The organism is Limnochordia bacterium, from assembly GCA_023230925.1.
Lineage (GTDB): Bacteria > Bacillota > Limnochordia > DUMW01 > DUMW01 > JALNWK01.
Window position 1 is genome coordinate 25,762 of the sequence record JALNWK010000033.1, and the last position, 6,274, is coordinate 32,035.

Annotated in this window: 6 protein-coding genes; 2 read left to right on the top strand and 4 right to left on the bottom strand. The window is 47.6% G+C overall.

Annotated features, from left to right (window positions below):
• The first annotated feature begins 16 nt into the window (after positions 1-16).
• Positions 17-340 (top strand): cupin domain-containing protein, encoded by a 324-nt coding sequence (locus M0Q40_08600; protein ID MCK9222664.1) that lies wholly within the window; start codon positions 17-19, stop codon positions 338-340.
• Positions 341-367: 27 nt separating this feature from the next.
• Positions 368-1,921 carry a hydroxylamine reductase gene (gene hcp, locus M0Q40_08605; protein MCK9222665.1) on the top strand — a complete coding sequence of 518 codons (1,554 nt, stop codon included), beginning with the start codon at positions 368-370 and terminating at the stop codon, positions 1,919-1,921.
• Between the two features lie 66 nt (positions 1,922-1,987).
• Here hcp and M0Q40_08610 read toward each other — a convergent pair whose 3' ends face one another.
• From M0Q40_08610 to M0Q40_08625, 4 genes are all read right to left on the bottom strand, one after another.
• Positions 1,988-2,323: a hypothetical protein gene (locus M0Q40_08610; protein ID MCK9222666.1), complete on the bottom strand. Its 336-nt coding sequence runs from the start codon at positions 2,321-2,323 to the stop codon at positions 1,988-1,990.
• Between the two features lie 141 nt (positions 2,324-2,464).
• Positions 2,465-2,641, bottom strand: coding sequence for a hypothetical protein (locus tag M0Q40_08615; GenBank protein MCK9222667.1), 177 nt, complete (start codon positions 2,639-2,641; stop codon positions 2,465-2,467).
• A gap of 67 nt (positions 2,642-2,708) precedes the next feature.
• Positions 2,709-5,081, bottom strand: a complete 2,373-nt coding sequence (locus M0Q40_08620) for a glycoside hydrolase (GenBank protein MCK9222668.1) — start codon at positions 5,079-5,081, stop codon at positions 2,709-2,711.
• A 207-nt stretch (positions 5,082-5,288) separates the two neighbouring features.
• Positions 5,289-6,113, bottom strand: a complete 825-nt coding sequence (locus M0Q40_08625; protein ID MCK9222669.1) for an Ig-like domain-containing protein — start codon at positions 6,111-6,113, stop codon at positions 5,289-5,291.
• Positions 6,114-6,274: the final 161 nt, after the last annotated feature.

A 6,274-nucleotide genomic window follows, 5' to 3' on the forward strand; every position in this document is an offset into this window, starting at 1 on the left:
GAAAGGAGGACAAAAAATGCTTGAAAAACAGTACACCTTCGCTTTAACCGATGAAAAACTAATTGAACGAATCCTTGAAGATGATCACGTAGGGATCAACCACATGGTACTGCCAGAGGGTGCAGCCCTTCCTGAACACTACTCCAACTCCCATGTATATATGTTGGTAATCCGGGGACGGGTCACCCTCCAGCTAAATGAGCAGGCCGAGCGCCACTACCCGGCGGGTAGTATCGTGAACATTCCCTACAAGACCAAGATGAATGTGATGAACAAGGATAGGGAGATCCTGGAGCTCTTTGTAGTTAAAGCCCCAAGTCCCAAACATTTCAAGGGCTAATCACTAATTTAAAGGAGGAATCATTGCATGTTTTGCTTTCAGTGCGAACAGACCGCAGGAGGAAAAGGATGTACGAGAGTTGGTGTATGCGGCAAACAGCCAGATGTCTCTGATAAACACGATGAGCTAATCGGTGCGTTAGTTTGCCTTGCCCAGGCTGTCGCAGGAAAGACTCCAAGACCCAAGGCCGATGAGCTGGTCATCCAGGGGCTTTTTGCCACGATTACCAATGTTAACTTTGACAAAAATAGAATTGAGCAGATGATCGAAGACGTCAAGCAAGAAAAAGACCGGCTAGGTGGTGCCACAGACCCTCCCTGGCAGGAACTATGGCAGGGGGATGTAGATATTGTCTCCCTACGGTCTACCTTGCTTTTTGGTCTACGCGGCATGGCAGCCTATGCATGGCACGCCTACGTGCTAGGCAAGGTGGACGATGAGGTTACATCTTGGTTTTACAAGGGCCTAAGAGCATTGGCAGAAGATCGTTCAGTGGACCAATGGCTTGATTTGCTCATGGAATTCGGTCATGTAAACCTGAAATGTATGGCACTACTTGATAAGGCTAACACAGAAACCTACGGCAATCCTGTTCCCACAAAGGTCTCAACCATCATAGAGAAGGGACCGTTTATCGTGATTACCGGTCATGATCTGCTGGATCTAAAGAACCTGCTAGAACAGACCAAGGATAAGGGGATCAATGTCTATACCCACGGGGAAATGCTACCAGCCCATGGTTACCCTAAGTTAAAGAAGTATCCACACCTGAAGGGTAATTTCGGGACAGCTTGGCAAAATCAGCAGAAGGAATTTGCTGCTATCCCAGCGCCAATTCTGTTTACGACAAATTGCCTCATGCCTCCAAGGCCTTCGTATGCTGACCGGGTCTTTACCACTTCAGTTGTGGGTTACCCCAATATACAACATATTGAAGAAGTAAATGGTGTGAAGGACTTCACTCCGATTATCGCCAAGGCCTTGGAGGTTGGTGGGTACCAGAATGATCAAATCCTCACCGGCATCAATGGCGGTACAGAGCTTACCACCGGCTTTGCTCACGGTACTGTTCTTGGCGTAGCGGATCAGGTCATAAACGCAGTCAAAGCTGGCGCAATCAAACATTTCTTCCTCGTAGGAGGATGTGACGGAGCAAAACCAGGCCGCAACTACTATACCGAGTTCGTCAAACAGGCGCCTCAGGATACTCTCATCCTAACACTAGGATGCGGGAAGTACCGTTTTAACGATCTAGACATTGGGGAGATAGGTGGGCTGCCCCGAATCATGGATATGGGTCAGTGTAACGATGCTTACTCCGCCATTCAGGTGGCCCTTGCCCTTGCCGAAGCCTTCGGGTGCAGTGTCAATGAGTTACCCCTTAGTTTGGTGCTATCCTGGTACGAACAGAAGGCAGTCTGCATTTTGCTCAGCCTACTAGCTTTAGGTATTCGTAATATCTATATAGGACCTACACTTCCTGCGTTCTTCTCATCTAACGTATTGAATGTACTGGTTGAAAAATTCGACCTGCATCTCATTGATGCTGTCGAGACTGATCTAACGCAACTTCTCGGATAACTAACCCCTGCGGACAAAGAGGTAAGCTTTCGGTTCGCTTACCTCTTTGTCCTATGAGATTAATTATTATACCTTGCTAAGCCGTAATGCTTGCCCTACAAGTAAGCTGCTACCAATACTCCTTATGTGATTACTCACGTGTGCTCCGGCCTCATCAATTGTAGCAAAGAAGAATGTCTTTGTGTCAATATGGAAGACCTGCCTTAATCTAATCCCATTATTTCGCGTAAGAAGCATATTCCATTTGCGATCGTTCCATTTGCCCTTATCTAAGGCATATAAAAGCCTTGCTAACTTCAGTTTACGGCCGTTACTGATCCGAACTATCACTTCGTTCCCCTGAATAAGTGGATCACCCAACCGTGGAAGAGGTGTTTGGCCAAAGAAAATAATATCTGCCAATCTATTTCCTTTGATTCTCATCCAGAAAGGCGAGAAGGCTCATTCCCATTTTTACAGCTAAGGTAATGGGGGAGATACAAGGGAGTGACTCAGCTTGTGACTATCAAGTGGACAAGCATGATCCTTAGTCCCATTAATGAACTACATAGGTGGATTGACGCGAACATATTCTATGAAAGCTACCTGTTCTAGCATCCCCATTGTAGACAAGTTCTCTTTGTATCCTGCACAAAAACGTTCCTTCGTGTTACCAAGGTTACCGAGAATAACCGCATACTTGCGTTCTACTTCTATCACTTCTTCGCGCGAATATACCACGTTCCTTGCTTCCGGCCCCAGTTCTATTACATAGTCATAGCTCTATGAAATGCACATCTTTACTTTCTCATCGACCCTCCCACGGAGGCAGACAGCTCAATTGTTCTGTGTCTAGGGTACGTGTAATTTGAAAAATTCCTGCGGGACCTTCGGTAAACCCCAAATACACGTAAACATACTGAAGTCCCCTTTCTTCATCGATCACTGCTGCGCCCGGATGCATTCCATCCGCATGAAGCCCTCTGTCAGAGTTCACCGGTGTAATACCTTCCTTAGCCCACAGAGTAGTCTCAAAACGCCAGTTGCTCCCCCCAGCAAACAGATCGTCTGGATCAATGCTCCACAAATTCAAAGTCATATGACTATGCTCATGTTCTCGCCCTTGTCCCCCACCGCAGCGATTCGTCACCACAGCCTCAACCCTATGTGTAATGGGATTGAAGGATAAATCTACCGTGTCCTGGGACCATGGCCCAAAACCACCGTTACCACTTAGTGCCCTCACATCATAGGCTTTAATGTTCGTCCTGTGGGCCTCAAATAAAAGCGGTTCATACTCCGTTGACACCAGCTCAACATAACGCCACGTTTGATCCGATGCATCATAACTTCCATGACTTCGCGTTAGAAGTACTACCCTGTTATCCAATTGTAAGGCGGCAGGCTCAACCGCTTTCACAAAACTGGGTAGTATCTGGCTCAACTCATGCCAAGTTGTACCGAGGTCCCGGGAGTACCGTATCCAGATCTCATCAGCTATGTTGCCCTCCTTCTCTTCGCAATGTCCAAATGCTATTGCCCCATACTCGGGGTGCTCAATAATCCGAGGACCCATATTCGTCACTGGGCCCGACAACTGCATCCCGCCAAAGGCATCGGGAATGTGATCCCATGTAGCACCTGCATCTATAGACCGAAAGACTCCGTATGTTGTAATAAGTAATACCGATCCATCACTCATTGTTCCGATTGCATTGCCAAATCCAGCTTTACAGTTCCTAACCGGTGCCTTGATAAATTCCCGAACATCCACCGGATCAGACCAAGTCCTTCCCCCATCCTGGGATCGGACCACCACAGCCCTACTAGTATACTTGTCCGTGACCAACTCGGAACCCCAATGGGCTGGTGTACGCTGATAGACCATCACAATAGTATCCCCGGCCATCGTGGCCACCGGCCAGCCGAAGTGCCAATTATTACCGAACAAGTTATTCTCAACGGGTAGTGCCACAGGATGGATTTCCAATACGCCCTTTGGATATTGGTGCAACAGAGCATCGGCTCCTAAGAGTAATGTAGTAGGCACAATTAGCTGCTCGTTACCCCGAACCTCATAGGACACGTCCGAAGGCACCTCCACTGCAAAATGTACCCTCGCAATATGACGGTTCAATGGCAAGCCACCTAAATTAACCGATAATGAGCTTTCTTCGGTGGTAACAGTAACGTCACGATTTAGAATCGGCTTCCTGTTAATCATATTTTGCCAATTACCGCCCCGAAACAAGTCAATGCTTCCGAGTACTTTAAACCCTTTCAACAAGGTAGGTCCGTCGGCACAAATTGATACGTTGCTTATCCACCCCTGCTCCGTCTCAACCGGAACAGAGAAAGACATTTTGGTAATACCGGTTACTACTTGTGTCTGAGTCCGGCCCAAATCCCACGTGTCTCCTGCAACAGAGTACTTCAAACCGATGTATCCCTCCCCTATTTGCAAGCCAGTAGGGTCAACTTCATATTCTGCGCCAACCTCCGACCCATAAAAGGCGCCGATTTCTAGATCATCCCCAGTAACTAGGCGGAACTGTCCTACTGCGCTACGGCTAACCGGCTCTAAGTGTACAGACAATGCAGCGTTCTTACTAACCTGCGCAACCGCCTGACTATTTCCTTGTACCCCTTGGAGCCACCACGATACTCCTACCGGAACATAGACTTGGGTACTTTTGGTCAGCTGTACGCTAGAATCACTGACGCGAGGGACCACTTGGCTCGAATAGGCTGGCACCGCAATATGTCCGCGGTACAAATACTCGCCGCGTGTAAGATCATAGACAGAGATATCGACCTGATGCTGAACAGGACAGTAACTAATCACCGTCTGATATTGATGCCCTATTTGCGGTGTATGAGAAGCCAACTGTAAACTAGTTAAGGCAGATGTTCCAACCTGCGAAAAGCTCGCATCTCCTTCTACTGTAAGCCACCACTGGGAGAACCAGGAATTATCTTTACGCCACACGAGAGTCAGTAGTTCTCCTTCACCATCGCCCAATCCAGCCAGCGTTATGGATGTCTGTTCCTTTGGGCTTCCGCCAAACGTCAGATGGGTCTCTATCGTTACAGGAAAGGTCAGCTGGCTACAATAGCCGATTCCACCAGTAGAAAGCATTAGTCCAAGACTAATGATCAAACTCGCTAATCTCCGATTCATTTTCCAACGTCTCCTCTCACTGTTATACAACATCGAGAGTCACTAGAACGACCGGGGCAAAGGGCGGAGAGCTATCTCCGCCGGTTTCACCCAGTCGCATCGCTGCAAAAGGTCAACCTGTATACCGTAGGTCAAGAGTCTACCCCTAAGTTACCACCCATGCGAGATTACTATGGCAGTAAGGAGGAGACTAGAGTCTCCTGACAATTATTTCCCGACTTCCGAAATACGCGCATCGCCCCAATAGACATCGGTGGAATTACCATTGCCATTAAAGAATAAGCCTACTGTATAATCAACAAGGTCTGCGGCAGGCGTATTCCGGAAACCAACGTTACTCATCTGAACTTCGTCATTTACATAAACATCAGCCTCTCCATCATCGAGACGGAACAGGGTTGCGAACCGATATGCGCGCAATTCTTCATCCGCGAAGTACTTTCCTACATCGGCCACGCTGGCGTAGGGCGGCCAAGTTGGTTTTGCATCCCACAAATACACACCGGTAAACTCACCCTTTGAAAGCCAAACAGTCAATTCAACTAGAATATCTGAAGTGTTTTCAGAAAGGGACACAGCTGGCATTACCAAATGCGCGTTTTCACTACCCCCATCAAACCCAAGTAACGCTCGCCCCCCCGAGGCAGCTTCCAGTTCCACAACCTTAAAGTCTGCCGCATCCTTGGCAGCAAACGGCATCCAATCAACAGGAAGCTGGCCCAATTCATACTCGGTGAAATCTGTATAATATAGCTGAGCAATCTCGTTGATACTAACGAAACTAATCTCATGCCCTCCATCGTTCCACGCAATACTTAGGGTATAGGTGGTGTTTGGAGCAAACTTCTCCTGTGGAAAGAAAACTACTTCATTTCCCTCAGCTACAACCCTACCCTCAACACTTGGATTGAGCCTTATGTCCACATTCTTTGGCGGCGCGGAAAACGTTACTTTGATGGGACGGTAATTGAAAACCCCTGTAGCACCGTCTTCTACGGAAATACTCTGCAGACTAACCTTATTGACGAACATACACGACATCATGATTAAAGTGCAACACACAACAGTAATGAGCTATTTGCGATGTGCTTGGTTCTGCAGTCTGGCAATTGATTAGTGGGTAAAGAAATGTACGCCAGAAAGCAAATCATGGCCAAACTAGATTGTGGAACATAAAAAGTAAGGTATGGGAG